General features: G+C 70.9%; 22 protein-coding genes. All 22 read right to left on the reverse strand.

Annotated features, from left to right (window positions below; all coding sequences use genetic code 11):
• The 22 genes from ACH4C6_RS09750 to ACH4C6_RS09855 all read right to left on the reverse strand — a co-directional run bounded on the left by ACH4C6_RS09750 (position 1) and on the right by ACH4C6_RS09855 (position 24,942).
• On the reverse strand, positions 1 to 834 hold the full coding sequence (locus ACH4C6_RS09750) for a carbon-nitrogen hydrolase family protein (protein ID WP_398108021.1): 834 nt from the start codon (positions 832 to 834) through the stop codon (positions 1 to 3).
• Complete coding sequence (locus tag ACH4C6_RS09755) at positions 834 to 1,541, reverse strand: class I SAM-dependent methyltransferase (RefSeq protein WP_398108022.1); 708 nt, start codon at positions 1,539 to 1,541, stop codon at positions 834 to 836. The genes ACH4C6_RS09750 and ACH4C6_RS09755 overlap by 1 nt, the downstream gene beginning before the upstream one ends.
• Positions 1,528 to 2,910, reverse strand: a complete 1,383-nt coding sequence (locus ACH4C6_RS09760; protein ID WP_398108023.1) for a coproporphyrinogen-III oxidase family protein — start codon at positions 2,908 to 2,910, stop codon at positions 1,528 to 1,530. The genes ACH4C6_RS09755 and ACH4C6_RS09760 overlap by 14 nt, the downstream gene beginning before the upstream one ends.
• Entirely contained in the window at positions 2,907 to 3,884 is a 978-nt protein-coding gene (locus ACH4C6_RS09765) for an ABC transporter ATP-binding protein (protein ID WP_398108024.1), read from the reverse strand. Before ACH4C6_RS09765 ends, ACH4C6_RS09760 begins: the two co-directional genes overlap by 4 nt.
• Positions 3,877 to 4,653, reverse strand: coding sequence for an ABC transporter permease (locus ACH4C6_RS09770; protein ID WP_398108025.1), 777 nt, complete (start codon positions 4,651 to 4,653; stop codon positions 3,877 to 3,879). Before ACH4C6_RS09770 ends, ACH4C6_RS09765 begins: the two co-directional genes overlap by 8 nt.
• On the reverse strand, positions 4,653 to 5,504 hold the full coding sequence (locus ACH4C6_RS09775; RefSeq protein WP_398108026.1) for a carbon-nitrogen hydrolase family protein: 852 nt from the start codon (positions 5,502 to 5,504) through the stop codon (positions 4,653 to 4,655). The genes ACH4C6_RS09770 and ACH4C6_RS09775 overlap by 1 nt, the downstream gene beginning before the upstream one ends.
• Positions 5,501 to 6,682 (reverse strand): tyrosine decarboxylase MfnA, encoded by a 1,182-nt coding sequence (mfnA, locus tag ACH4C6_RS09780; RefSeq protein ID WP_398108027.1) that lies wholly within the window; start codon positions 6,680 to 6,682, stop codon positions 5,501 to 5,503. Before mfnA ends, ACH4C6_RS09775 begins: the two co-directional genes overlap by 4 nt.
• A 1-nt stretch (position 6,683) precedes the next feature.
• Positions 6,684 to 7,472, reverse strand: a complete 789-nt coding sequence (locus tag ACH4C6_RS09785; protein ID WP_398108028.1) for a carbon-nitrogen hydrolase family protein — start codon at positions 7,470 to 7,472, stop codon at positions 6,684 to 6,686.
• Positions 7,469 to 8,407 carry a carbon-nitrogen hydrolase family protein gene (locus ACH4C6_RS09790; protein ID WP_398108029.1) on the reverse strand — a complete coding sequence of 313 codons (939 nt, stop codon included), beginning with the start codon at positions 8,405 to 8,407 and terminating at the stop codon, positions 7,469 to 7,471. The genes ACH4C6_RS09785 and ACH4C6_RS09790 overlap by 4 nt, the downstream gene beginning before the upstream one ends.
• A 69-nt stretch (positions 8,408 to 8,476) precedes the next feature.
• Positions 8,477 to 9,529: an AMP-binding protein gene (locus ACH4C6_RS09795; protein ID WP_398108030.1), complete on the reverse strand. Its 1,053-nt coding sequence runs from the start codon at positions 9,527 to 9,529 to the stop codon at positions 8,477 to 8,479.
• Positions 9,526 to 12,561 carry a flavin reductase gene (locus ACH4C6_RS09800; protein WP_398108031.1) on the reverse strand — a complete coding sequence of 1,012 codons (3,036 nt, stop codon included), beginning with the start codon at positions 12,559 to 12,561 and terminating at the stop codon, positions 9,526 to 9,528. Before ACH4C6_RS09800 ends, ACH4C6_RS09795 begins: the two co-directional genes overlap by 4 nt.
• Positions 12,558 to 14,060, reverse strand: coding sequence for a 4-hydroxyphenylacetate 3-hydroxylase N-terminal domain-containing protein (locus ACH4C6_RS09805; protein WP_398108032.1), 1,503 nt, complete (start codon positions 14,058 to 14,060; stop codon positions 12,558 to 12,560). The genes ACH4C6_RS09800 and ACH4C6_RS09805 overlap by 4 nt, the downstream gene beginning before the upstream one ends.
• A gap of 11 nt (positions 14,061 to 14,071) precedes the next feature.
• A complete protein-coding gene (locus ACH4C6_RS09810) occupies positions 14,072 to 15,541 on the reverse strand; it encodes a hypothetical protein (protein WP_398108033.1) in 1,470 nt (489 codons plus the stop codon).
• Positions 15,542 to 15,548: 7 nt separating this feature from the next.
• Positions 15,549 to 15,797 (reverse strand): ferredoxin, encoded by a 249-nt coding sequence (locus ACH4C6_RS09815; RefSeq protein ID WP_391836229.1) that lies wholly within the window; start codon positions 15,795 to 15,797, stop codon positions 15,549 to 15,551.
• On the reverse strand, positions 15,787 to 17,166 hold the full coding sequence (locus ACH4C6_RS09820) for a phenylacetate--CoA ligase family protein (protein WP_398108034.1): 1,380 nt from the start codon (positions 17,164 to 17,166) through the stop codon (positions 15,787 to 15,789). Before ACH4C6_RS09820 ends, ACH4C6_RS09815 begins: the two co-directional genes overlap by 11 nt.
• Positions 17,163 to 18,149, reverse strand: a complete 987-nt coding sequence (locus ACH4C6_RS09825) for a BtrH N-terminal domain-containing protein (protein WP_398108035.1) — start codon at positions 18,147 to 18,149, stop codon at positions 17,163 to 17,165. Before ACH4C6_RS09825 ends, ACH4C6_RS09820 begins: the two co-directional genes overlap by 4 nt.
• Positions 18,136 to 18,813 carry a hypothetical protein gene (locus ACH4C6_RS09830; protein WP_398108036.1) on the reverse strand — a complete coding sequence of 226 codons (678 nt, stop codon included), beginning with the start codon at positions 18,811 to 18,813 and terminating at the stop codon, positions 18,136 to 18,138. The genes ACH4C6_RS09825 and ACH4C6_RS09830 overlap by 14 nt, the downstream gene beginning before the upstream one ends.
• Entirely contained in the window at positions 18,810 to 19,499 is a 690-nt protein-coding gene (locus ACH4C6_RS09835) for a class I SAM-dependent methyltransferase (protein WP_398108037.1), read from the reverse strand. Before ACH4C6_RS09835 ends, ACH4C6_RS09830 begins: the two co-directional genes overlap by 4 nt.
• A complete protein-coding gene (locus ACH4C6_RS09840) occupies positions 19,492 to 21,549 on the reverse strand; it encodes a molybdopterin-dependent oxidoreductase (RefSeq protein WP_398108038.1) in 2,058 nt (685 codons plus the stop codon). Before ACH4C6_RS09840 ends, ACH4C6_RS09835 begins: the two co-directional genes overlap by 8 nt.
• Positions 21,550 to 21,560: 11 nt before the next feature.
• On the reverse strand, positions 21,561 to 22,595 hold the full coding sequence (locus tag ACH4C6_RS09845) for a BtrH N-terminal domain-containing protein (RefSeq protein WP_398108039.1): 1,035 nt from the start codon (positions 22,593 to 22,595) through the stop codon (positions 21,561 to 21,563).
• Between the two features lie 53 nt (positions 22,596 to 22,648).
• Positions 22,649 to 23,920, reverse strand: a complete 1,272-nt coding sequence (locus ACH4C6_RS09850; RefSeq protein ID WP_398108040.1) for a TrpB-like pyridoxal phosphate-dependent enzyme — start codon at positions 23,918 to 23,920, stop codon at positions 22,649 to 22,651.
• A 419-nt stretch (positions 23,921 to 24,339) separates the two neighbouring features.
• Positions 24,340 to 24,942, reverse strand: a complete 603-nt coding sequence (locus ACH4C6_RS09855) for a winged helix-turn-helix domain-containing protein (protein ID WP_398108041.1) — start codon at positions 24,940 to 24,942, stop codon at positions 24,340 to 24,342.
• Positions 24,943 to 25,104 lie beyond the last annotated feature (162 nt).

Raw genomic sequence — 25,104 nt, forward strand, 5'->3', positions numbered from 1 at the left:
TCAGGACTGCCAGTACGTCGCCGGCTGCAGATCGCCGCTCAGGGTGGCCTTGGTGCGGTAGCGCCGCATGCGGTCCAGGTCGACCTCGACGACGCCGACTCCGGGCTCCTTGCCGAGGTCCACCATCCGTTCGTCGCCGTCGACGAAGTCGAACCGCTCGGCCTCCAGGAACAGCGGGTCCGCCAGGACCTGGCTGCGCCCCATGTAGCCGAATCCGGCGTACAGGTTGTTGCCGATCCCGGACGCGAACGCCACGACGCACTCGGCGTCCACGGCCCGGACCGGCAGGCGCATGTTCGCCACGTAGGCGAACATCTCCGGTACGAGCGCGGAGCACACGATGACGTCGACCCCGCGGCGGCAGTACTCCCGCGCGACCTCCGGGAAGTTGATGTCGTAGCCCTGCATCAGGCCGATGCGCCCGAACTCGACGTCGAAGACCGGGTATTCCGATCCTCCGGTGAGGTAGCGGGCCTCCAGTTCGTGGCAGTGCACGCGCCGGTAGCGGCCGAGCACGGTTCCCTCGGGGCCGCACAGGACCGAGGTGCTGTAGTACCTGCCGTCGTCGCCGCGCTCCAGCAGGCCGGCCACGAGGTGCACGCCGGCCTGCTTCGCCTGCTCGCACAGGAACGCGGTCTCCGGTCCCGGGACGGGCACCGACACGTCGGCGACCTCGAGGATGTTGCCCGAGGTGGAGAACGCCTCGGGCAGGCAGATCAGGTCGGCTCCCTGCGCGGCGGCCTCACCGATGTAGTGCTCGGCACGGCGCAGGTTCTGGGCCGGCTTGCCGAGCTTGGACTCCATCTGGACCACCGCGATCCTCGTCCCGGGCATCACATGCTCACCGGTTCGAGGGGGCGCGAGGAGATCACCAGGCCGAGGTCCTCCTCGACCACCTGCCAGTCCGACAGGCCCGCCTCCCGCAGCAGTCCGGCCGCCTCGTCCCGGGTGTAGGCGGCCTGCAGCGAGCGCATGAACTCGTCGCCGCCCTCCTTCACGAACTGCAGGATGAAGGTGATGTGCCCCTCCTCCGCGTGGCGGTTCATGTCCTCGATGATCACGACACCGTCGGGCTTGCAGATACGGGCGCACTCCTTCAGCGTCTCCACGGGCCGGCGCCAGCGGTGCAGCGAGGAGAACGAGAAGACGACGTCGGCGGAGTCGTCCGGGAAGGGCAGCCGGTTCAGCTTGGCCATCTCGAACTCCACGTCGCCGGCGCTGTTGGCCCACACGGCCAGCGTCAGGTTGTCCTCGGCGACGTCGACCAGGTTCTGGTTCTCCTCCACGCCGGACACGGCCAGGTCGGGCAGCTTGCCCGCGACGTGCAGCGACAGCAGGCCGGTGTTGAAGCCGACCTCGACCAGGTCGGTCATGCCCTCGCGGACGTTGGCCAGGATGCGGTCGCTCGGCCGCTTGTAGGCCATCAGCGCGGAGCGTCGCATGCCCAGGTCGTAGAAGCGCACCTGGTCGATGTCGTCGTGCGGCGAGGCCTGCGGTACGCGCTCGCCGAGGTTCAGCAGTCGGGTGTCAGCAGTGGTCACAGCCGGCCTCCTCGTCCTTGGGGCGCGTGGTGAGCTGGAGGGGGATCGGCTGGCGCGAGATGAAGTTGGAGATGTCCGCTCCCAGGTGCTGCGGGTAGCGCCGGTACTCCGGCGAGTAGAACGCCTTGGAGATGTTGTCCAGGTAGTACCAGCCCTTGGGGCCGGTCACCTCGATGCCGTTCTCGTCGGCGGTGATGAGTTCCTTCTCGATCAGGTCGTCGATCTCGGCGCGGAACATCTCCATGAAGTCCACGCCGTGGATGCGCCGGAAGCGTTCGCGGTCGACCCGTCCGGCCTTGACGCCGAGCACCATCGACCGTCGGATCGACTCCGACTTGGTGATGTGCTTGCCCATGGAGATGGGCAGCCGGCCCTCCCGCACCGTCTGGATGTAGCGGCCGATGTCGGGCTCGTTGAAGTACCAGTGGTCGCGCAGGTGCCCGGTGGCTGTGGGGCCGAGCGGGATGATGGGGATGTCCTCGCTCCAGGACGTCTCGCCGTACTTGGGCTGGTAGCCGGGCTTGGCGAAGCAGTCGCCGTAGTAGCCCAGGAACCCGTTCTTCGCCAGTTTCTCCGCGGCGAACAGGAACATGTCGTCGACCACGGCCTTCTCCGGCACCGGCGGTAGTTTCCTGCGCTTGGTGGAGACCTGGGCGAACTCCATGTAGGTGTAGAACGAGATGCAGGTGACCCCGAGGTCGATGGCGACGTCGAGGCTGTGCTCCCAGCTCTCCATCGTCTGGCCGTTGATGCCGTGCATCAGGTCGATGTTGATGTTCTCGAAGCCGCACCGGCGCAGCAGCCTGATGCTCTCCTTGAGCATCTCGGGGTCGTTGGGCCGGCCGATGTTCTTCAGTTCCTCCGGCACGAAGGTCTGCACACCCAGGCTGATGCGCCGGATCCCGCGCTCCAGCAGGACGGTGGCCTTGCGCTCGGAGATGTCGACCGGGGTGGTCTCGATGGAGAAGTCCGCGCCCTCCTCGATGTCGAAGCTGCTGTACATGTGGCCCAGCAGGTCGTCGAGTTGGGGCGCGGTCAGCGCGGTCGGGGTGCCGCCGCCGATGTAGCCGAGGGTGATGACGTGGTCCTGGATGTAGGGCCGCTCGGCGTAGTTGGTGATCTCCGCCTTCAGCGCGTCGAGATAGGTGCGGGTCAGGTCGCGGTCCGTCTGGTGCTTGATGTAGGGGCAGCTGAAGCACAGGCGGTTGCAGAACGGGATGTGGACGTAGACGCCCATGGGCTTGCGGGCGAACACCTCGTCCTCGTTCACCGGCACGTGCTTGGTCGGGTACTGCCGCACCCACTCGCTGTCGCGCTCCGGGTACTCCTTCCAGAACGGCATGCTCGTGGTCGTGGTGGTGATGCTCATGCGATGTCCTCCGGTTCGACTCGGTCGACGATGGAACGGACGACGTCCGCCAGAGTGGGCTGGAAGTAGGACGCGGAGCGCAGTGCGAGGCCGGCTGCGTGGGCCCGGGCGACCACCTCGGCCAGGGTGCCCTGGTGGTCGCCGTCGGCCAGGTCGAGCCGCACGCCCTGATCCGCGGGGCCGGCGCTGCGGATCGGGCCGTCCCCGGCCTGCGCCTGCTGCCCGGCCCAGTCGCGCAGCCGGGCGAGATGGGTGTCGGTGAAGGCCTCCAGGATCAGGCTGGAGCGCTCGCCCCATCGGGTCACGGCGTCGAGCGAGGCGTCCTGGACCTGCCGTCCCTGGTGGAGCACGACGACGGAGTCGGCCAGGGCGACCAGTTCGTCGCGGTGGTGGCTGGCGAAGAGCACGCCGACGCCGTCCTTCTTCAGGCCGCCCAGCAGCTCCAGCAGCGTCTCGCGCGCCGCGGGGTCCAGGCCCGTGGTCGGCTCGTCCAGGATGAGCAGGTCGGGCCGGTGCGCCACGGCGCAGATGACGTGCAGCTTGCGCTGGCTGCCGCCGGACAGACTGCGCACGTACTGGTGCCGGTACTGCTCCAGGCCGGCCAGGGCGATCAGCTCCTCGTAGCGGCCGGGGTCCGCCCGCCGGAGCTTGAGCTGGTGCTTGACGTAGGTCTCCACGCTGACGCCGTCCGGGAGGTCCTTGGCCTGCTGGACGTAGCCGATGTGACGGCCGATCTGGCCCCAGCGGCGGGGCGGGGTGCCGCAGACGCGCACCTCGCCGCCGGAGGGGCGCAGCAGGCCGGCGACGAGCCGGATCAGCGTGGTCTTGCCGGCGCCGTTGGTGCCGATGACGGCCACGCCTTCGCCCGCGTGCACGGAGAAGGTGAGGGAGCGCAGGGCGAAGCCGGGGCTCACCCGGTGGTCGAGGCGGGTGACCGACAGGACCGGTGCTGCGGCGCTCGTGGTGTCAGCCATGGCCGATCCTCCTGCGGAAGGCCCAGGCGGCGACGGACAGGGCCAGGACCGAGTAGGCCACCGCCAGCACCGACGCCCCGGTGGCCGAGACGTCCGGCGAGGTGGCGGCGCGGAACATGTCGACGTGCACCGCGAGGGGCAGCTTGTCGAAGACCTCGCCCAGGGTGCCGAGGTTGCCGAGGGGGAAGAAGATCCCGGCGAAGTACATGAGCGGGATCACGATGATGTTGACCACCGCCGGGAAGGAGATCTCGTTGGTGTAGGTCGCGATGAGGATGCCGAGCCCGGCGAAGGCCGTGCAGGCGGTGAAGAAGCCCAGGGTGAACATCGGGACGGACTCGATGCGGGCGTCGAAGACGCCGACGCCGAGCAGGAGCACCAGCACGAACTGGAACAGGCACTTGAGGACGACGCCGATGATCCGGGCCAGCAGGAACCCCGAGTACGACAGCGGGGAGAGGATGAGGTCCTCGATGGTGCGGCGGTTGCGGTCGATGATGACCGTGTAGCCGACGGTGTAGGTGCAGCTGAACATGATGCCGGCGCCGATGATGCCGGGGAAGACGAAACCGAAGTAGGTGGCGGCCGTCGGGGCCGGGCTCACCATCTGGTCGGTCGCCGCCCCGAAGGCCAGCACCATCGAGACCGACGTCAGCAGCGTGGACACCGCGAAGAGGCGGTTGTCGAAGAACTGCCGCATGTCCATCGCGACGAGGCCCAGGACGTCGCCGAGCCAGCCGGACTCCGGCTGCATACGCGTGGCCCTCATCAGGCGCGCCCCCCGTGGATCGTGGTCCAGGTCGAGCGCAGGTCGTCGTGGAAGGGCAGTCCGGCGCGGACCTTGCGCCGCTGCCGCCAGTGCACGTCCGCGTGGATCACCGTCTCCCCGCTGCCCGGGGCGGCCTCGGCGAGGATGTCCGCGTCGCGGTCCTCGCGGGCGTCCTGCACCAGACCGTCCACGATCATGCTGCGACCGACGTAGGTCATGTTCGCGAAGCGGTTCTCCCCCACCCCGCTGGCGAGCACCAGCGCGCACTCGTTGTCGGCGGCCCGGGCCCGGCACAGGGAGCGCAGCGGGTGGGAGAACGGCCCGAAGAGGTTCGCCACGCAGACGACGAGGTCGGCGTCCTGGGCGAGGTACTGCCGGCTCGCCTCGGGGAACCGCAGGTCGTAGCTGACCTGGAGGCCGATGCGCCCGACGGGGGTGTCGATCACCTCGCCGGGTGAGCCGGTGGAGATGTACGCGGACTCGCCCGCCCACACGCAGGCGCGGTGGTACCAGCCGAGCGTGTTCCCGTCCGGGCCGACCAGGACGGCGGCGTCGTAGACGTCCCGCCCCGCGCCGAGCAGGACGCCCGCGGCGATGTGGAGGCCGAGGGTGCGGGCCTGCTCGGCGAGGAACTCGACGACCGGACCGTCCTCGCCGGTCGCGTCGGTGCGCAGGGTGGGGAAGTTCAGGCCGGTGGCGAAGGTGGCCGGCAGGCACGCCAGGTCGGCCTCCCGCTCGCGGGCGGTGGACAGCAGCTTCGCGGCCCGCGCCAGGTTGTCGTCCCGCTGCCCGGGCTCGATCCGCATCTGCAGGGCGGCGAGCCGGGTCCGGGCGCCACGGAAGAGGCTCATCGCGGCGCCACCTCGGCGGCGGCGTCCCGGCAGGCCCGTTCCAGCTCGGGGAGGAACTCGTCCACCGTCTTCGGTGTCACGTGGCGGGTGACGACCAGCCGCAGCGTCTCGCCGAACCGCTTCGACGTGGAGACGATCCAGCCCCGCGTCTCCAGCAGCTGCGAGATCCGCACGGCGTGCGGCATGGTGACGACGACGATGTTCAGCTGCGGTTCGGCGAACAGCTCGTGTCCGGCCGCCCGCAGTCCGTCCACCAGGTGGCGCGTCACCTCGTAGTTGGTGCGGGTGAGGTCGAGGAAGCCGTCGCGCCCGAGGTGTTCCAGCACGGCGTAGGTCGAGACGGCTGCCGAGCCGGGGCGGGTGCCCAGCAGGGTGTGGTGGACCGGTGTGTCGATGAAGAAGGAGTCGACGGCGAAGCGTCCGGCGTCCTGTGCGCCGCGGAACAGGATCGCCCCGGCCGGGACGTTGGCCAGTCCGTACTTGTGCGGGTCGATGGTGATCGAGTCGACGCCCTCGACGGTGAAGTCGAACTGCGGCAGGTCGTGCCCGAGTTCACGGGCGAAGGGGATGATGAACCCGCCGGTGGCCGCGTCGACGTGCAGGTGCACGCCCCGCCCGGCCACGACCGGCCCGATCTCGTCGACCGCGTCGACCACCCCGAACTCGCTGCTGCCCGCGGTCGCGACGACCGCGACCGTGTGCTCGCCGATGCTGCGGGCCACCTCGGTGGCCGGCAGCCGCAGCGACTCGTCGACCGGCACGACGACCGGTGTGAGCCCCAGGAGGGAGAAGACCTTGGTGAAGGAGAAGTGCACGGTGCTGCTGACGACCACCTCGGGCCGGTCGGTCAACCGCCCCCGGGCGCGGGCCGACTCGCGGGCCACCAGCATGGCGATCAGGTTCGCCTCGGTCCCTCCGGACACCAGGCTGCCGGATCCGCCCGGATTGCCGACCAGGTCGAGCAGCAGCGCGACGACCTTGCGCTCGATGCGCTTGGTGCCGCGGAAGATGCGCACGTCACCGAGGTTGGTGTGCGCGGCGGCGGAGGCCATCTCCACCCCCAGGGGATGGGGTTCGGTGCAGATGGAGTTGAGCACTCTCTCCCACGGCACGTCGTCCGCCATCTCGGCGGCGATGCGCCGCCGGACGTCGGCGGCGGGGGAACCGGCTGCGCGCATCTCAACTCACCCGCGCCGTCAGGTCCGTGTACAGCTCGGTGCGCCGTGCCCACAGCCCGAACCAGAGGGTCTGCTGGAACCGCAGGTCGGGTTCGCGCAAGCGCCGGATCCTCGCCACGTCCCAGGGTGCCTCGACGACGTCCTCGCCGGTGCCCGCCTCGGTGAGGAACCCCTCGGGCACCGCCACGGCACTGCCCCCGCCGCACCGTTCGCTCAGCGACCCGGCGAAGGCGACGGCGACGGTGTTGAGGGTCGCGATGCCCCACACCGCGGCCCGCTGCGACTCCTGCTGCGTGCCGTCGAGCGAGCCGGCCACCAGCAGCAGTTCGGCGCCGGTGAGGCAGGCGATGCGGGGCGGTTCGATGAGCCAGAAGTCCGGGCCCAGGAGCAACCCGACCCGGCCGAAGGGCGTGTCGACGACCGGGAAGTCGTCGCCGGTGCCGGTCGTCCCGTCGGCGAGGACGGGTCGTTCGAGTCGGGCGCGTTCCGATCCGTCCGGATCCAGCAGCCGGGCCACCTGCACCAGGTCGCCGCCGGGCCCCTCCTCAGGCCAGGAGCCGGTGAGGACGTAGGTGCCGCGGGTGCGTGCCAGTGCCGACAGCCGGTCCAGGCACCGCTCGCGCAGCGCCGGGGGCAGCGCCCGGACGTCGTCGCCGGTGGTGAAGACGTTCTCGGGCAGGACGACGAACGTCGCCTGGTCGGTCACCCGGCCGTCCAGATCGTCGAGTACGGCGGAGGCCGTCGCCTCCGGTGTGGCCCGGCGGGCGTGCTGCGCTACGAAGATGGTCACGAACGGGTCCCCTCCTGTGTGCTGGTCGCGGTGACGGGCCCGCCCCGCTGCGGGCCGCCGCCCCCGGTCAGGGACGCCCGCAGTTCGGCAGCCAGGTCCCGGTCCGCTCCGACGTACGGGGTCAGCAGCGCCCGGTACGCCTCGGGCCTGCGCAGGTGCTGCCAGCGGCGGCCGTCGCCGGCCGCCGGCTCCTCGATGTCGACGACGAGGGTCTCCGGCTCGTCGCTGCCGGCCTGCGCGATCACACCCTGCGGACCGGCCACCAGACTGGTGCCGGCGAAGTGGATCTCCACGAGCCGGTCCCCGCGCCTGCCGCGCACGACGCCGACGGAGCTGGCGTAGACGATGTTGACGTCGTTCAGGTAGGCCGCCGTGCGCAGGGCGTTCACCATGAGCGGCTGGTTCTGCCCGAGGGTGCCGCCGGGGACGAAGACCGTCCGTGCCCCGGCGAGCGCCAGCATCCGGACGACCTCGGGGATCCAGAAGTCCGAGCACACGGCGATGCCGATCTGCCCGAACTCGGTCGACAGGACCCCGAGGGAGTCGGTCTGGCGGCACACCACCATCTCGTTGCCGAAGGCGTGTGCCTTGACCGCGCGCCCGGTGATGACGCCCTGCCGGCCGATCAGCAGGGACGTGTTGCGGTACATGCCGTCCTGCATGTCCTCGACGAGGGAACCGAGCAGGATGTGTGTGTCGAGCTTGCGGGCCAGGGACTGGAACCCGTCGACGACCGGCCCCGGGATGGGGGTGTCGGTCAGCCCCCTGCGCCCGTCCTGCCCCGGCATGTACCACGGCGGGCCGAGCAGGAACTCGGGAAAGCACACCAGGTCGATGCCGCCGGCACCGCAGACGTCCTCGATCGCCTGGTAGGCGTTGCGCAGGCCGTCCTCGTGATCGTCGACCCACTGGGTCTGTACTACCGCTACCCTCATGCGTCTTGTCTCCTCGGGATGCCACCGGTGGATCGGCCGCGGCGGCTGCCTGCCGCGACCGGGTGCGGGTCATGACGTGGCGGTACTCCAGTCCTGTGCGGCGACGACGGTGACCTCGGCCTCGACTCCGAGCGCCTCGTGGATGCCGCCGCGGACGGCCCGTCGCATCGCGTCCGGGTCGACGGCGCGGGGGTCGGCCACGGCGCAGGTCACGTGGAAGGTGCCGTCCCGGAGGTCGCAGGCGAAGTGCGGTGCGAGCCGCCGGTGCCCGAACACGATCCGTTCCACGTCCAGCGCCGTGACCAGCCCGTCCGGTCCGCGGACCGCCGAGGCCACGCTGCCGAGCGGCACCAGGACGGGGCTGGCCGAGCCGCAGACGCAGCGGTGGTCCGCCCGCCGCAGCTCGACGGCCTCGCCCGTCGGGGCACCGTCCAGGAGCAGTTCACCGCGCCGTCCGCCGCGCACCTGCGCCCGCAGCCGGTGGTCGCACAGGTGCAGGGCGCCCTCCGCGCAGGTCACGGCGACGGTCGGTGCCGACGGTGTGCCGTAGAGGGCGGAGGTCCGCGCCGCCCAGGTGGCGCCGATGCGCTCGAGGCGCTCGGCGGAGCAGGGCTCCCCCACGCAGACGATCGTCCGGACCGTCGAGTCCGTCGGACGCTTCCCGAGGGACACCGCGAGGCCCGCCAGCTCCGCGGCGAAACGCGGGGAGCACACCAGGGCCGTCACGCCGTACTGCTCGATCAGCCCGAGCAGACGGCCCATCGGGCAGATGGTGCCGCTGGTCCCCACGCTGATCACCGAGGCGCCGACCATCTCGACCACACGGTCCACCTCGGCGCCGATGAACGACAGTTCGTACGGCACCGCCGAGACCACGACGTCGTCCTCGGTGAGCAGCCGGCCCAGCGCCAGCGTGAGGTCGATCTGGTGGTGGATCCACTCGTCGCGGGTCAGCAGGATCGGCTGGGATCCGCCGGAGGCGTCGACCCGTTCGCCGTAGCGGGCCCGGACGGCGGCCCGGCCGTCCGCCGCGGCGGGGGGACGCAGCGGGTCGCGGGCGTCGCGGTCGAGGAGGTCCAGAAACTGCTCGTAGTGCGTCGTGAGGGACGCGGCCGTCGTCACCGGGCCTCCGCTTCCCGGGCGAACCGGCGCCACCCGTAGTCGTCGAGAGCGCTGTCGCCCCGTGCGGGCCGCAGCAGGGGCCGGCGTCCGGTGCCGGTCTCCATGTCGGCGCTGACGACCGTCGCCAGCACGAACTCGTGGTCGCGGATCCGGTAGGACGACTTCAGGCTGCAGTCGATGGTGCCGAGCGCGTCGGACAGCCGCGGGCAGCCGTTGGCCGAGGGCGTCCAGGCCAGGGCGTCGAAGCGGCTGTCCGGCCTGCCCTGCGAGAAGGCCTCGGAGACGGCGTGCTGGTCCTCGCCGAGGATGTTGACGCAGAAGCGGCCGGTGTCCGCGATGGCGTTCCAGCTGGTGCTGCCCGAGCGCACCAGGAAGCCGATCAGGGCGAGCTCGTCCGAGACGACGGTGAGCGAGCCGATGACCAGGCCGTAGGGTGTCGGCCCCTGCCGTTCGGACTGCCGGGTCGTGCCGGCGACCACCGTGACGGCCCGGGGCAGGAGTTCGCCGAGCACCCCGAGGTCCGGTGGCGCGCCGACCCGCGGTTCCTGCTCGGTCACGGGCGCCGGCATCGCCGCGGGGCCCTCGTCGCGCAGCCGGCGCACGAACCGGCCGGTCACGCTGTCCGGGTCGGCGGCGAGTTCGCCGGGCGTCCCGCTGTGCACCACACGGCCGCCCTCGCGGCCGGCGCCGGGGCCGAGGTCGATGACCCAGTCGGCCAGGGCGATCACCTTCACGTTGTGCTCGATGACGACGATCGTGTTGCCGCTGGAGATCAGCCGCTCGAAGAGCGCCAGCAGATGGCGGATGTCGGCGGTGTGCAGACCGCGGGTCGGCTCGTCGAAGATGAACAGCGTGCGGCTGCGGCGCTGCTTGAGCAGTTCGCCCGCCAGGTTGAGCCGCTGCGCCTCGCCCCCGGAGAGGGTGGTGGTCGAGCAGCCGAGTTGCAGGTAGCCCAGGCCGAACTCGCTGAGGACGCCGAGCGCCTGGACGACCTTGGGACTGTGCTCGGCGTCGAACCAGGCGAGGGCGTCCTCGACGGTCATCGAGAGCACGTCGTGGATGTTCCTGCCGTCCAGCCGCACGTCGAGGACGTGTTCCTGGAAGCGGCGGCCCTCGCACTCGGGGCAGACGATGAACTCGCTCTTGAACAGGGTCATCTCGATCTCGGCCAGCCCGAGTCCCTTGCACGACTCGCACCGCCCGCCGGCCACGTTCGGGCTGAACTCACCGCGCCCGAGGCCGCGTTCCACCGCTTCGGCGCTTGCGGCGAAGGCGTCGCGGATGTGGTCGCTGATGCCGATGTAGGTGACGAGGGTGCTCCGGCTGGAGCGGCCGATCGGCCGCTGCTCGACGTGGATGACGTCGTCGAGGGCCTCGGCGCCCTCGATGCCCGCGTTCTCCCCCGCCGCGCCGGCCGACCGGTGGGCGAGGGCCCGGGAGACGGCGGTGTGGATGCCGGCCACCAGCGAGCTCTTGCCCGCGCCGGACACCCCGGAGACACACGTGAGTGCGCCGAGCGGGAACCTGGCCGTCTGGTCGAGCACGTTGTTGCGGGTGATGCCCCGAACCTCCAGCCACGGCGCTCCCGACAGGTCCGTCGTGGTGCGGGCCGGCCCGTCCGAGGCCAGGGCGGCCGCCGTCGGGGAGGCGGCGCACCTCAGCAGGTCGGCGTAGCGGCCCTCGAAGACGATCTCACCGCCGCGGGATCCGGCGCCGGGCCCGAGTTCGACGATCCAGTCGGCGGCGCGGATCACCGACTCGTCGTGCTCGATGACGATGACGGTGTTGCCGAGGTCGCGCAGCCGCCGCAGCGAGTCGAGGATCCTGCCGGTGTCGGCCTCGTGCAGACCGGCGGTCGGCTCGTCCAGGACGTACATGACGCCGGTCAGGTCGCTGGCCAGGTGCTGGGCGAGCAGCAGCCGTTGCAGTTCGCCGCCGGAGAGGGTGGTCACCGGCCGCCGCAGTTGCAGGTGTCCCAGGCCGACGTCCTCGATGTCGGTGCTCTGCTTGACGATCGCGGCGGCCAGTTCGCGGACCTGAGCCGGTACCGCGCCGGAGGCGAGTCCGGCGCGCAGCCGGGCGATCGAGCGGGACAGCTCGTCGCTCTGGAAGTCGGGGAAGGTGTGGCCGGCCACCGTCGCCCTGAGCGATTCCGGGCGCAGCCTGCCGCCGTGGCACGCCGGGCACACCTCCCGCCCGAGGTAGTTGGTGAAGGCGTTCTTGCGGGCGGCGGACGACGCGTTGCGGTACGCCCGCTCCAGGAATCCCAGGATGCCCTCGAAGCGGACGTCGTTGGTGACCTTGCGGATCTTGAGCGTGTAGACGGTGTCCGAGCCGTGCAGTACCCGCTCCGTCTGCTCCGGGCTCAGCTTCTCGAACGGCACGTCGAGGTCGAGGCCGATGTCCGCGGCCATCGCCTCGAAGGCCTTGCGCACGTTGGGGACGGCGAAGGTGCCGGGGTCGGCCCCGTCCCAGATCTCGGTGAGGGTCTTCGACCGGTCCGGGACGATCCGGTCCAGGGAGAAGCCGACGAGTTCGCCGATGCCGTCGCACTGGAGGCACTTGCCCTCCTTGCGGTTGGGGCTGAAGTGCTTGGCGGAGTGCGGTTCGGCGAAGCAGCCGCAGTCGTCGCAGAACAGGTCCGCGCCGGTCGGGCCGAGACAGGCCGGGCAGACCGGGCGCGAGCCGGCGCCGAACAGCAGCCGGTACAGGCCGTCGAGTCCGGTGAGCGTGCCCACGGTCGAACGGGGGTTGGAGGTGCCGCCGTCGCGCTGGCGCAGGGCCACCGGCGGCTGCGTCCCCGCGATCCGGTCGACGTGGTAGTCGCCGTCGCCCATGTCGAGGGACTTGCTGGACAGGGCCCCCAGGTAGAGCGTCTTGGAGTGCTCGAAGAGGGTGTCGATGACCAGGGACGACTTGCCCGATCCGGACACGCCCGCGGCGACGACCAGTTTCCCCTTGGGGAAGGAGACGTCGACCGACTTGAGGTTGTGGGTGGTGACTCCCTCGAGCCGGATGCTGTCGAGACTCATGTGATGTCGTTCCGCCCTTCGGCCAGGTCGCGGGCCCGGCCCTCGCAGCGCCGCAGGTCGGGATAGCGGGTGTAGAGCATCGAGCGGACCCGGGCGGGGTCGCCGCGGTTCCAGGTCTCGTACAGCTCCTGGCGCATGCCGAACCGGTCGACGGCCAGGTCGGCGGCGAGCCGGAAGATCCGCGACTTCTCGTCCACGCCCATGTCGCGTCCGCACATGTAGGTGTCCAGCACCGCCCGCAGCCCGGACGTCCCCAGATCGGCCTCCGAGGGCTGCATGATCAGGCCCGAGGCCCCGATCTGCCGGATGATCTCCGAGGCGCGGGTGGAGAAGCGGCCGGCTACGGCGTCGAGCGCGGCCGTGGAGCCGGGGGCGAGCAGTCCCGAGGCGGTGGGACGGCTCTCGGCGTCGACGGCGGCCAGGCCGAGCCGGACGATCTCCACGTACGAGGTGAGTTCCCCGAGCAGGTCGGTGACCTGCCGGAACGTGTCGACGCCGATCGCCTGCGCCAGCAGTGAGGCGACCCCGAGCATGGTGCGCAGCCGGTGGTAGTAGCGCACCTGGCCGGTGTAGAGGGACCACTTGTTCAGCTCGCCGAAGCCCCGGACGGCCGTCGGGGAGTCGTCGAGCAGGAACACCCGGTCCATCGGGACGAACACGTCGTCGAACACCAGCATGGCGTCCTGCTCGTCGTAGCGGGCCGAGAGGCCGCCGGAGCCGTCGGCGTAGGACGTGCGGCACAGGACGCGCAGGCCGGGACTGGCCAGGGGTGCGGCGAACCAGCAGACGTAACGGGGATCCTCACGCAGGTAGTTGGCGGGCGAGAGGTAGATGAGCACCTCGTGGGCGTACGGCGCGAGCGTGGCGATCTGCTTCGCGCCCCGGACGACGATGCCGTCGGCGCCGCGCCGCACCACCCGCAGGCCCAGCTCGGGCCGGTCGGCGGGGGTGGAGGAGCGGTCGATCTGCGGGTCGCCCAGGCCGTGCGTGAGGGTGAGGTCGCCCTCCCGGCAGCGGTGGTAGAAGTTCTCCGCGTTGCGCCCGAACTCGGGGTCCACCTTGGCCAGTTCGAACCGGAAGTCGTACAGGCCGACCACGACGTTCGACATGAAGTCGGGAATCCGGGACAGCTGGCCGTAGGAGGCCTCGGCCCACCGGTGGGAGTTGGCCCACTTGCGGTCGAGTCCCTCCCGGTCGGCCGGCGCCAGGTACGACAGGCTGACGGGGTTCCCGGACGTCTCCGACCGGTACAGCATCTCGTCCGCCCGGCCGGGCAGGTGCTGGGCGTCGTACAGGCCGGCCAGCGTGTGGAGCATGGGGGTGAAGCCCGGATCGCCGGTCACGTCGATCCGGCACCCGTCGCTCCAGACCTCCCGTTCGTCCTTGAGGCTGGCGATGTACTCGGCTCCCCGCCAGGCCCCGGTGAGGGGACCCGGCGCGGAGGCCGTCTCGTCGGTGGGCATGACGCTGTCAGAGGCCGTGGGTCCTGTGGTGGTCACCGTCCGCGCTCCTACGGGTTCCGCTCGGCCGCACCCGACCGGAAGGGCTGGTAGCTCTGCTCCTGCACCTGCGGGAAGTACTCGCGTGTCGCCTCGCCCACGACCCGCATCAGCTCGGAGTCGAGGGAGCTGGGGTCCGTGATCAGCTTGGCCAGGGGCGAGTCCGGCACGGCGTTGGTCAGGGGCGTGCGGCGTGCCCGGTGGATCGTGGCCAGCGCGTGCTGGGCGTTGGCCGCGTCCCGCATCTTGTAGACGGCCTGGGGGCCGTCCGGAATGCCGATCATGGACTTGGTGCCGCCGCTGCCCAGGCAGTTGCGGGGCATGTGCAGGTGCTCGTGCCGCCACTGCTGGTGGGCGGTGTGCAGTTTGAACGCCTGGTCGACCACGGTGTGCCGCAGCCATGCCTCCGGGTCGTCGTGGCGGCGCGCGTCGATGTCCCGGAGGGTCTCCTCGAGCGTGGACCCGCCGAGCGAGTCGAGCCATGCCCCCAGGTCGTTCCACAGGTGTTTGAACAGGTCCCGGAACATGTGCTGCTTGATCGACAGGGAGTGGGTGCCGCTCGCGGGGCCCAGGTTGGTGCGGAAGCCGTGGTACTCCCCCGTCGCCAGGTGTTCGGCCATCACCCGTTGTGCCTCGACCACCGGGTCGAGCAGTTCCCGGCAGGCCGTCAGGTGCTGCGCCGCCCGGCTCAGGGCCTGGGCGCGGATCGCCCTGATCGCGACCTCCAGATGGTCGTTCGCCTCGGCGCACAGGATCTCCGGGACCTGGTGCAGGGCGACGAACTCGCCGTGCAGGGTGCCCGGGTCCAGTTCCGTCGCGGCGACGGCGCGGGCCAGCGTCTCGGCGGAGATCAGCTCGTCGGTGCTCCGGCTCACCCCGACGGGGACCGCGGTGAGGTCGCTCTCCCACTTGGTCGCGTCGTGGCACGCGGTCCGGATGCCGTGCAGCACGCGGTACAGCGAGTCGTCGATGCTCCTGGTGGCGATGGTGGTGCGGGTCAACTCGGGCGCACCGGCCAGCAGCGTGCCCTTGGCGACGTCCTCCAGTCCCCGCAGGGACTCCACGTAGGCCGCGTAGCCGGCGGACTCGGAGATGCTCACGGCCGCCGGCCCCGCCGCCGCGCCGGCCCCGAACACGCTGCGGACGTCGAACACCACGGTGCCGAGCCGGCGCAGCAGCCGGTGGAAGCCGACGGCCCACTGCACGTACCGGGAGGCGGCCGGGATGTCGTCGGCCAGCAGGCACGCTTGCGTCCTGCCCGCCAGCCGGGCGAGGTTGAGCAGACACACCTCCGACGCCTGCAGGACGGCGCACACCGTCGAGTCGTAGGTGCCCTCCGGCACCCCCCGTGCGGCCCGTGCCTCGCCCAGCAGGTCGATGCGGTGCAGCTGGTCGTAGCTCTCGGCCACCGGGCCGAGTTCGGTCGTCCTCCGTCCGGCGGGGCACATGTCGGCTGTCACCGGATCGTCCAGGCTTGCCATTGCGCCATCACTCCTCGCTGGGTGCCGCTGAGTACCGGATCGATTCGGTGGGACATGAGTCGAAGGCGTCGAGGACCCGTTCGAGTTCGTCGGGTGTGTCGGGCTGTTTGCACACGTAGTGCACGTCGTTGTCGAGGTCCGCGTCGAAGTTGTCGGGCGCCAGGTCGTTGCAGAGCTTGCAGTCGATGCAGGTGTCGTCGATCTCGAAACGCCCGTCGATCGGGACGCGTGTGGGAAGCGGCAGTTCAACTCGCACCGGCGGCTCCTCCTCCCCCGTAGGCACTGAAGTTGCGCATCGTCGGTTTGGCCGAGGTCCGCAGGGCCGTCTCGAACCGCTCGGTGTCCAGCGGGCCGAAGCGGGTGGACGCGCCGAGACGGGCACGGACCCCGGCCGCCACGGCTGCCCGGGTCGCGTCGTCGGCACTGGAGGGCGGCAGGGCGATCCGCAGCTCGTCGCCGTCGACGTCGAAGGCGAAGTAGTAGGGCCCGGTGGTCATGGCGCCCAGGACGATGTCCTCGATCTCCAGCTGGGACGTCCAGCGGTCACCGACGGGGATCCGGTCGCCCATGCGGCCGCGGTGCTGCAACCGGCGCAGCGGGGAGCCGCACGCGCAGGGCGCCGCCTCGATCCGGCACACGTCGCCGGTGCGGTAGCGCAGCAGCGGCATGGCCCGGCTCGCCAGCGTGGTCACGGCCAGCTCCCCGACGGAGCCGTCCGGCAGCCGCCGGCCGGACTCCGGGTCGACCACCTCGAAGTACGTCCGCGTCTCGACCAGGTGCAGTTCCCGCTCGCGGCAGAACATGGCGAGCGTGTTGGTCTCGGTCATGCCGAACATGGAGTACGCGACGGCGCCCCACTGGTCGGCGAGCCGCCGCTTCTTGGCGGGCGAAGCGCCCTCACCCGCCATGAGGATCTTCGAAACCCCCAGGTCGACCCGCGGGTCGATGCCGCGGCGGCGGGCGATCTCGCCGAGGAAGAGGGCGCGCGTGCCGGAGCACACCAGGGTCGTGGCGCCCGAGCGCTGGAGGGCCTCGACCATGCGGTCGGGTGTGCAGGAGGGTGAGGCCGCGCCGAGGGGCACGATCGTGCAGCCGAGGATCTCGATCGCCCGGTCGAGGTCCTGGCCCACTCCGGCCAGTTCGTACGGGACCGCGATGGCCGCGACGTCCCGCTCGTCGAGCACGGTGGACAGCAGCCCGGCGACGGTGAGGTTGTTCTCCAGCCAGTCCGCCATCGTGAAGAACGCCGCGATCGGGCGCCCGTCTCCGGTGCCGGAGCTCTCGTCGAAGCGGATCACCTCGCGCCGCGGCACCGCAAGCATGCCCAGCGGGTAGGCGGCGGAGAGGTGCTCACGCCGGGTGAAGGGGAGGGTCTCGAAGGCGCCCGGGCGGCCCTGCGCCGCCGCCCGGGCGATGTCGGCGGGGACGAAGGCGGCGTAGAACGGTGAGTTGCGGCAGGCGTGCTCCACGGTCGCCGCGCGTGCCTGAGCCGCCCAGGTGTCGAGTGCCGCACGGTCCAGTGCGGTGACCGCGGCGACCTTCCGGGCGATGTCGAGGCGGGAGGCGAGGGTGTCGCGCAGCCTGGTGCGCGGGTCGTGGCCGGCCGGCCGGGCGAGCGTGGTCATCGGGAGGCCTCCTCCAGCCGCGCCATGGCCGTCCGCTCCTCGGCCGCCAGGCCGGCCACGAGGGACGCCGCCTCGTCCAGGGCCTGCCGGGCGCCGGCGTCGTCGGTCTCGCGGAGCAGGTTCGCGACCTCCGTCCAGCGCCGGGCGATGCGGCGGTACTCGACGGCCAGGTCGTCGTAGGCCGCGACGCCGGTCAGTTCGTGCGCCTCCTCCAGGAACTGCGCCCACAGGGTGCGGAAGAGTCCACCCCCGGTTCCGCCCTCCTCCATGCTGGTGCCGACGGCGGCCATCGCCTCGACGGGACGGTCGAGCCGGTCGTGCCATCCCCGCATCAGCGAGCCGGCCTTGGCGATGCCCTTGAAGCCCATGTTGGTGATCGGCGGGGCCAGGAACTCCCGTGCGGTGGCCAGGATCGACGCCTGGCAGGCCTTGGGGAGGACCGACTCGTCGTAGCCGCGCGGGTCGACCCGCACCGACAGGTTGCGCGAGGACATCGGCCCCTTGGCGGCCCTGGCCCGGGCGAGGCTCTCCCGGGAGGTCGACCGGACGCCGAGCGACCGGGTCTCGACGACGACGAACCGGTCGCCCTCGTAGCCGATGCAGGCGAGGTAGTGCGCGGCGAAGTGGTGGTTCTCCCGCGCGTAGTCGAGGTGGTAGCGGTCGAGCTTGAGTCCCACCACGTCGCCCTCGTCGAGGGCCTGGACGAGCGTGGCCTCGGCCTTCGCCGAGGAGGCCGTCTCCTGTGTGCGCAGTTCGAGGCAGAGCGCGTCGGCCACGTTGCGCATGAGGTGGTCGGGTTTGACCCGGCCGGCGAGGAACGGGCTGGGCATCTGCTTGGAGTGCCAGTACAGGAACGACAGGCCCTGCCCGAGGCCGAAGATCAGCGGCTCGCTCAGCTCGATGTCGTGGTTGCGCAGCATGTTGAGCAGCGCGGTGGACTCGCAGTGCTCGCCGGAGTACGGGGAGATCTCAATGACCGCCATCGCCGTGCCCCGTCCCGTCGCGCGGCGCCTCGAAGACGATCTCGAGCACGGAGCCGCTGTCGTTGTTGCGCAGGTGCCCGTAGGTGTGGCCCAGTTCGTCGGCCTCGGTGAACGCGATGTTCTCCAGGTGGTCGACGTCCCGGTCGAGGACGTCCAGGAGGTAGCGCACGTCGTCGTCGGTGTGCACGTCGATGGCGACGTGCGACATGAGCCTCCCGCGTTCACCGGCGGGGCGTTCCGCCCAGGGGCCGAACCGGCGGCAGGCGAACATCTCGATGACGCGCCCGTCGGCGAGCGCGATCGAGTTCCACCATCCCGGCGTGCCGTACTGGCGGGGCGAGATGTACGACGGGCCCATCTCGACGGTGGTGACGAGGCCGGAGGCCCGGTGCTCGTTCAGGTAGGCGTTCCAGCCGAAGACCTGCTCGTCGTCGTCGTAGTCGCCCATGTAGATGCCGACGTGGTTGACCCCGGCGAGCTTCTCCACGACGTGGTCCGGCGCGTACCCGCACCAGACCGACAGGTACCGGCCGCAGTCGAGGTCCCGCCACCTGCTCGACGTCCGGAGGATCTCCTCCCAGGACCGGTCGAAGCCGGCGCGGTCGGGAAAGCGGCCCTCGCGCGTGGCGGTGATGGCCGGCGAACTTCCCGCGAGTGCGTTCATGGCGCTTCCTTCCTGCCCGTGATGACGATCCCCATTTGCACTTCCGTCACGACGGCCGTGCCGAGCGCGGTGCCCTCCAGCAGCTCCTCGATCTCGCTCTTGACGTACGAGGACCGGATGGAGGTGCGAAAGCCCGGGCGCATGTCGGCCGCGATGTTCGCCTTCATGAACTGGAACGTCGTGCGGTCGACGTCCCGGCGCAGGTCGGAGACGCAGTAGCGGCCGCCCGGCTTGAGCACCCGGTGCAGCTCCGCCAGGGCGGTCACCGGATCCGCCCACTCGTGCAGCGAGGAGGCGCTGACGACGTGGTCGAAGCGGTCGTCCTCGAACGGCAGGGCCAGGACCGTGCCGCACTCGTAGGCGCAGCGTCCCGCGACGCCGTACCCGTCGGCGTTGGTGCGCGCCCGGCGCAGCATCGCCGGTGAGATGTCGAGGCCGACGAGCCGGGCGGAGTCGTCCGCGCGGGTGAGCCACTCCAGACCCAGGTAGCCGGGGCCGCATCCCAGTTCCAGTACCTCGCCGGAGTCGATTCCCGCCGCCAGGATGTCGTCGATCTTTTCCCGGAGCCAGCCGTTGTCCCGGATGTGGCGCTGCATCTCGTCGTACTTGAGGGCCAGTTCGTCGCCCTGGAGGCCCTCGTCGGTCTCCGGCACCCGGGCCGCCACGGTGCCCCGCGCGCTAGCCACGGTCCTGCCCCGGCCGCCGTATGCCCACTGCTACACCTCTCATCGTGGCGCTCCCCATGTGCACGTCGGAACGGTCGTCGGTCGTCAGGAGATTGACCGAGGATCTGAGTGACTGGTCGATCGAGGGCTCGTCCGGATACCACCAGCCGGCGTCCGCCACCACGACGTCGGGTGCGACGGCGTCGGAGATCTTGACCGTCATGAACACCCCGGGCGCACCGGCCCGGCTGAACAGTTCCACCTCCTCGCCGTCCGCCAGCCCTTCCCGCCGGGCGGTGTCCGGGTGGACGGTCACCCGCGCCGAGCTCTGGCCGCGTGAGGTGGTCGGCAGCTGGTGGAACTCGGTGTTGTAGAACTGGCGCGGATGTGCGCTGGTCATCACGTACGGCAGGGCCGGGTCCGCCCGCGGGGCGTGCCGGTGGACGGGGAACGGCTCGTACCCCATGGCCCGCAGCCCGGGGTGCATCAGGTTCACGCGCCCGGACCGGGTGCGGAAGCCGCCGTCGCGGTACTTGCGGTACCGCTTCTCGTTGCGGAGGTATCCGATCTTCGTGAACTGCTCCCAGGTGAGGTCGAGTCCGGCGAGTTTGGCGTCGAGAGCGGCTTCGACGGAGGGGTAGAAGTGTTCGCTCAGACCCAGCCGTTCGGCCAGCGCGAGAATGATCTCCTCGTCCGAGCGGCACCCTTCGACCGTGGCGATCTTGCGCCGGGCCGCGATGTAGGAGTTGAACTCGACGACCTGGTCCCGCTCCAGCCAGCTGGAGGCCGGCAGGACGACGTCGGCGTACCGGGCGGTGGGGGTCATGAACAGGTCGCACACGACGACCAGGTCCAGCTTGCCGAGCGCGGCGCGGACCAGTCCGGTGTTCTCGTGCGAGGCCAGGATGTTGCTGCCGAAGACCAGCAGGGAGGTGACCGGGTACGGCGATCCGGTCAGGACGGCCCGGTGCAGGTCTCCCGGCGCGACCCAGCCGGACATCGACAGGATCTTGTGCGTGTCGCCGCCGATCCGCTTCCCGGCCTGTTCCTCGGGCAGCAGGTCGGAGCGGGGGAAGGCCCGCCGGCCCTCGATGGGCATCGGCTCCCAGATCACGTCGCCGCCGGGGGCGTCGATGTTGCCGCAGATCGCGGCGAGCAGCGCGAGGGCGCGGTGGGTGTCGAAGGAGTTCTCGTTCTGCGACAGCCCGGTGCCGGCCTCGATGCAAGCTCGGGAGGCGAGGGCGTAGGAGCGGGTCGCCTCGCGGATGAGCCCGGGCGCCAGCCCGGTGATGCGTGCGACCCGGTCGACGTCGTACGCCTCGACGTGCGCGGCGAGTTCGTCGAAACCGGAGGTGTGCGCGGCGACGAAGTCGTGGTCGTACCAGCCCTCGTCGATGACGATCCTGATCATGCCGAGGGCGAGGGCGCAGTCGGTGCCCGGCCGGACGGCCAGGTGGAGGCCGGCCCGGGCTGCGGTCGGGGTCCGTCGGGGATCGACGGCGATGACGCGGCTGCCGCGTTCCACCGCGCGCAGGAACTTGATGCCGATCACGCCGTCGGAGTGGGTGTTCGGCTTGTTGCTGCCCCACAGCAGGATGACCTCGGGGTCGCCGTCGTAGTCGCAGAAGGTGAAGGCGCCGTAGGTCATGATCGAGGCCATGACGCGCGGGTAGAAGCACACGTGTGCCGGGCCGACGACGTTGGGTGTGCCGATCGCGTTGGCGAGCCGGAACACCCACTCCTGGTAGTTGCGGTCGGTCCCCTGGCCGAGGACGACGGACTCGGGCCCGTGCCGGTCGATGGTGGCGGTGAGTTCGGCGGCGATGCGGTCGAGGGCGGTGTCCCAGTCGACCGGTTCGAACGTCCCCGAGCCGCGGGGGCCGGTCCGTACCAGTGGTGTCGTCAGCCGGTCCGGGCTCTTCAGCAGGTCCAGTGACGCCTTGCCCTTGATGCAGAAGTAGCCCTCGCTGGTGGGGTTGTCGGGGTCGCCGTGGATGTCGGTGGGCACTCCGTCCACGAGTTCCACGACGGCGCCGCATCCGCCGTGGCACATGCGGCAGACGGATGTCACACGGGTGACCGTCACACCGGTTCACCTGCCCGCTTCGCCGCCGCCACCGCAAGCTTCTCGAAGAGGGCCTGTTCGGCGTCGGCGATGGCCTCCAGCAGGGCCGCGACCTCGTGCAGCTGCCGGGGCCCGTGTGCACCGGGGTAGGCCATCAGCATCTCGATCGCCCGGTCCCATTGCCGCTCGATGTCACCGAACCCCTCGGCGAACGGGGCGAGTCCGTCGTCGCGGCACACCTGCCGGGCCTCTTGCAGGAACGCGCGGTAGAGGGTGCGGAAGTTGGCTCCTCCGGTCCCGGCGTAGCGCCAGAAGCGTCCGACGCCCGGCACGGTCTCCTCGGGGGAGGTGAGGGTCTCGTGCCATCCGGCGACCTCCGCGGCGGCGCGGCGCAGTGCGGGAACGCCGTGGCGCGGTCCGCGACGTTCGGTCATCCGTTCCGCGGTCAGCCGGACGGCGTTCCAGATCTGCTCGCGCAGCACCGATGCGGGGTCGGTGATGAGCCGCTCCGGGACCTGCTCGACGTACAGGTACAGGTGGGGTGACGGCATGAAGCCCTCGTCGGAGGCGCGGGCGCGGCGCAGTGCTCGTGCCGGAAGCGACCGGGCTCCGCCCTGCTGTTCGGTGTCGACGACGTGCGCGAGGGTGTCGTCGAGTCCGTACAGCGCGATGTGGTGCGCGGCGAAGTGGCTGCGGGAGGTGAAGTAGTCGAGGTGGAAGATGTCGACGGACACCCCCACGACATGGTCGGACTCCAGCAGTTCCCTGGCGACGGCGTGTGCCGTGTCGGCGTCGGGCGCCCGTGACTCGCGCAGCTCCACGCCCAGGGCCGAGCAGGCGTTGCGGGACACCTGCACGGGCTCGATCCGGCCGGTCAGCATCGGCGGGACGCGTCCGGGCGCGGGGGTGTCCCAGTACTGGAAGTCGATCCCCTGGCCGAGGCCGAACAGCATGGCTTCGGACACACCGACGCCGGCGTGGTGGAGCATGTTGCGCAGGGTGGTCGTCTCGCAGTGAACGCCGTGCTGGGGCTGAAATGTCGCCAAGCGCATGTGGCTTCCCAATCGCAGGGTGCGGAGAACGCCGTGCAGGTGGAGGGGTCCGGCTATGCGTCGAGCAGGACGTCGTCGTATCCGCGCAGGTCCAGGAAGCCGGAGCCGCTGGCCAGGATCACGATGACCGGCCGGAGGTGCTCGGCGTCGGCCTTGGCCACGACGTCCAGGGCCGCGGCGACCGCGTGTCCGGCTTCGGGGGCGAGGAGCAGGCCTTCGGTCCGCAGCAGCAGCCGTCCGGCCTCCAGTGCGGTCCGCTGGTCGAAGGCGACGGCGTCCAGCACGCCCTTGTGCCGCAACAGGCTGACCAGGGCGGAGCTGTGGTGGTTGCGCAGGCCGCCGACATGCGTGGGCGGTGGGATGAAGCTTTCTCCCATGGTGTAGCCGAGCACCTCGGGTGTGAAGCCACCGAGGTCGGTGCGGGCGTACGCGTAGACACCCTGGGTGAGCCGGGGCGCCGCCGTAGATTCGGCGGCGAGGAAGTGGAGGTCCGCTCCCTCGGCCCTGGCCCGCAGATGGGGACCGATGAGGCCGCAGAGGTTGCTGCCGCCGCCCGAGCACGCGACGAGGTGGTCGCCGCGCCCGTCCACGCCCAGTTCCTCGCCGTGGACGTCCTTGAGCTGCCGGGCGACTTCGAGCCCGAGCAGGGTCTGGTGCAGGTACACGTGCGGCATCCCGCTGCCGGCGAGATACGCGGCGGACGGGTTGTCCAGCGCGTGCTCGATGGCGTCGCTGATGGCGGTGCCGAGGCTGCCCGGATGCTCGGGGTTGTCCGCGAGGATCTTCCGTCCGACCGCTGTGTGGGGCGACGGCGAGGGCCGCACCTCGGCGCCCAGCAGTTCCATGTAATGACGCCGGTAGGGCTTCTGCTCCAGCGAGCACTTCACCATGTGGATCTCGGCCCGCAGACCGAACATCTGGGCCGCGAGGGCGACACTCATCCCCCACTGGCCCGCCCCCGTCTCGGTGACGAGGGTGGTCCGCCCTTCCTCGGCCGCGTAGTAGGCCTGCGCTATCGCGGTGTTCAGCTTGAAACTGCCGCTGGGGAGGACGTCCTCACGCTTCAGGTAGATCCTCGCCCCCGTGCCGAGATGCTTCTCGAGACGGTGTGCCCGGTGCAGCGGTGTGGGCCGGCCGCACTGCACGAGCCGTTCCGCGACGGGTTCCGGAATCGTGACCCATTGCTCACCGGGGGCATTCTGTTCGATGAGGGCCCGGGGCCGGATCCGCGCGGATATCTCCGCGGCGGTGGGACTTCCGGAGTCCCTGACCTCGGGCAGCGGGCCGGGCAGATCCGGCAGGAAGTTGTACCACTGGGTGGGCATCCCCGGTAAGGGACGCTCGCCGGGAACTGCGGGTCGATCATCAGGCGTTTCCGCATGCCCCGATCGGCCTGGGCTGTACGACGTCACATTCCCCCCGCTCCCCCGCTCCGGAAATTTGTGGAAGTCAGCGTACGTAGCGGCATTGGGCCGCGCAACCATGTGAACGTGAGATGGAAATTCAACCATCGCGCACCTGAATTCACCCTCGCCGAGGCGTCATTCACCGGGCGGTACTGCAGATTCCGGAATCATCTCGCCGGCCATCATCGGCCCGCTTCCCGGGAAAGGGCAAGGGTCCATCGAAAAGCAGCGGAAGATCCGAGAAGACCGGGAAATGCACCGGCTCCGTCACGGCCGATTGGAGAGCCGTCATCGATCCGGGGCGCCGGCGAGGGTGCTGTGCCGGACGGGTCCGGCACTTATGCGCCAGTGTCCCGGGAATTGATCCGTTCCGTCAATGAATCGGCCAGGAGCCGCCAGTTCTCGGCGTGGTGCCGCGCCAGTTCCGCGATCAGTGGCGCGCAGTGGATCGGCAGACTGCTCGCCATCGCGGCGAAGTCGTGCGGCTGGGTGGCCGAGGGATCCAGGGTCCGCAGCAGCTTGCGGCCGACCTCGGTGAACCGGAGCGAGGGATCGGCCCGCAGGCGCCTGACCGCCGACGATACGTCCGCGCACGGCGGGTGCGCCCGGGGGCGCTCCGCGAGCGCGGGGCCGTGGCCGGCCCCCTTCTCCCGGGCCGGCGCCTCCCCGGCCCGCACCTCGGCCTGCGGTCGTCCTTCGCCCAGGGGTTGCGCCTTGCCGGCCCGTACCTCGCCCTGCGGTCGTCCTTCGCCCCGGGGTTGCGCCTCCCCGGCCCGTATCTCGCCGTCCTGGGCTTCGCGTGCGCGCCGCCGGGCGTCCTTGGCCGTGGTGAGCGAGATGCCCGCGGCGCGCGCCACCTCGCGCGCGGTCGCGCCGGGGTTCTCGGCGAGGTACCCCAGGGCGCGGCTTCGGCCCTCGCCCGCAGCCAGCGGGTAGGCCACCCCGTCACGGCCCAGCCGTACGGGGGTGGGGGGGGGGGGAAAACCCCCCCCCCCCCCCCCCCCCCCCCCGGGGGGGGGGGGGCCCCCCCCGCCCCCCCCCCCCCCCCCCCGGCCGTATCCGCATCTTTTCCTGCGGCATTCGAGTGAATTACCCGGTGCGAC

The organism is Streptomyces sp. NPDC017943, from assembly GCF_044328425.1.
Lineage (GTDB): Bacteria > Actinomycetota > Actinomycetes > Streptomycetales > Streptomycetaceae > Streptomyces > Streptomyces djakartensis_A.

What these genes read in the sequence shown, in the direction of transcription:
- ACH4C6_RS09750 (WP_398108021.1), bottom strand. Translation starts at nt 834, where the DNA reads ATGCCCGGGACGAGGATCGCGGTGGTCCAGATGGAGTCCAAGCTCGGC.
- ACH4C6_RS09760 (WP_398108023.1), bottom strand. Translation starts at nt 2,910, where the DNA reads ATGAGCATCACCACCACGACCACGAGCATGCCGTTCTGGAAGGAGTAC.
- ACH4C6_RS09765 (WP_398108024.1), bottom strand. Translation starts at nt 3,884, where the DNA reads ATGGCTGACACCACGAGCGCCGCAGCACCGGTCCTGTCGGTCACCCGC.
- ACH4C6_RS09770 (WP_398108025.1), bottom strand. Translation starts at nt 4,653, where the DNA reads ATGAGGGCCACGCGTATGCAGCCGGAGTCCGGCTGGCTCGGCGACGTC.
- ACH4C6_RS09775 (WP_398108026.1), bottom strand. Translation starts at nt 5,504, where the DNA reads ATGAGCCTCTTCCGTGGCGCCCGGACCCGGCTCGCCGCCCTGCAGATG.
- mfnA (WP_398108027.1), bottom strand. Translation starts at nt 6,682, where the DNA reads ATGCGCGCAGCCGGTTCCCCCGCCGCCGACGTCCGGCGGCGCATCGCC.
- ACH4C6_RS09790 (WP_398108029.1), bottom strand. Translation starts at nt 8,407, where the DNA reads ATGAGGGTAGCGGTAGTACAGACCCAGTGGGTCGACGATCACGAGGAC.
- ACH4C6_RS09800 (WP_398108031.1), bottom strand. Translation starts at nt 12,561, where the DNA reads ATGAGTCTCGACAGCATCCGGCTCGAGGGAGTCACCACCCACAACCTC.
- ACH4C6_RS09810 (WP_398108033.1), bottom strand. Translation starts at nt 15,541, where the DNA reads ATGGCAAGCCTGGACGATCCGGTGACAGCCGACATGTGCCCCGCCGGA.
- ACH4C6_RS09820 (WP_398108034.1), bottom strand. Translation starts at nt 17,166, where the DNA reads ATGACCACGCTCGCCCGGCCGGCCGGCCACGACCCGCGCACCAGGCTG.
- ACH4C6_RS09825 (WP_398108035.1), bottom strand. Translation starts at nt 18,149, where the DNA reads ATGGCGGTCATTGAGATCTCCCCGTACTCCGGCGAGCACTGCGAGTCC.
- ACH4C6_RS09830 (WP_398108036.1), bottom strand. Translation starts at nt 18,813, where the DNA reads ATGAACGCACTCGCGGGAAGTTCGCCGGCCATCACCGCCACGCGCGAG.
- ACH4C6_RS09845 (WP_398108039.1), bottom strand. Translation starts at nt 22,595, where the DNA reads ATGCGCTTGGCGACATTTCAGCCCCAGCACGGCGTTCACTGCGAGACG.
- ACH4C6_RS09850 (WP_398108040.1), bottom strand. Translation starts at nt 23,920, where the DNA reads ATGCCCACCCAGTGGTACAACTTCCTGCCGGATCTGCCCGGCCCGCTG.